The sequence below is a fragment of the Sutterella massiliensis genome (genome assembly GCF_016899755.1).
GTDB classification, from domain to species: Bacteria; Pseudomonadota; Gammaproteobacteria; order Burkholderiales; family Burkholderiaceae_F; genus Sutterella; species Sutterella massiliensis.
In genome coordinates, this window is the sequence record NZ_JACJJC010000132.1 from 1 (window position 1) to 985 (window position 985).

Consider the following 985-nt stretch of genomic DNA (forward strand, 5'->3'; position numbering starts at 1 on the left):
AGTTTGTGCAAGCGCTCCTCCTTGCGAGTTTCTGCCTGAATGCTTCGGCAGAAACGCTCAAGCTCGTGATTGCCCAAGACGATTTAACGGCCATGAACGAACCGCTCGTCCGACAGACGCATCGCGCGCTAGAGGCGGCACTGCCCGACTATCAAATTGTCATCGAACGCACGGGCAGGAAGATGCTGCTCGAAAACGTTGAGCACCGGGAGGCGGCGCTCTTCATTTCGTCGGCTGCGGTATATCGGCAGGCGCTTCCTTACGGCGCCCGCGATTTGGCAACAGCCGTCTCAATTCGTGCGGAAGATCCGAATCAGTCGGATGCCGGACTCGTTCTCGTCAGGGGCGAAGAATTGTCGCTGCAACGTATTCAGGATCTCGAAGGGAAGCGCGTTGCATTCAATCCCGACCAGGCGGGGGCGCAGTTCGATATGGTGCGGGCGGCCTTTGCGGAGCTGTTGCCGGGGAAAAAAGCTCAACAGATTGAAGCGATTAAGGCGGATTTGCCGACGTTGCTGCGTGCGCTGCGCGAGAAGCGAACCGATGCCGTGGTCGTGCCGGCATGCCTCACGGAATGGTATGCGGAGCATCATCAGATCGACACGAGCTGGGTGCGGGTTCTCGATCCGAAACTGCATACGACGCTGCACTGCTTTCATTCGACGAAGCTCTATCCGAGTCTCACGCTGGCAACAACGCCATCCGCGCCGACAGCCATCTCGCGCACCGTGACGCTGGCGCTTCTCCACATGCCGCCCACCGCTGAAGGTCTTTCTTGGCAGGTGGCAACCGACTTCAGCGAAACGGATCGAATGCTTCGACTGCTTGAGAAAGATTCCAACGCCGCATTGCGCCGCTGGTCTCTGCCGCGGATCTGGCATGAGTACAAGGCTTGGTTCTTTTTGGCGTTCGCCGGCCTGGCCGCGCTCGTGTTGCAAAGCTTCGCCTTGTCGTGGCTTGTGCAAAAGCGCACGAGAGCGCTCTC

Annotated in this window: 1 protein-coding gene; it reads left to right on the forward strand. The window is 59.0% G+C overall.

The window, feature by feature from the left end; genetic code table 11:
- Positions 1–985: PhnD/SsuA/transferrin family substrate-binding protein (locus tag H6A60_RS11750; protein WP_205104842.1), on the forward strand; the 985-nt coding region annotated here is incomplete at both ends.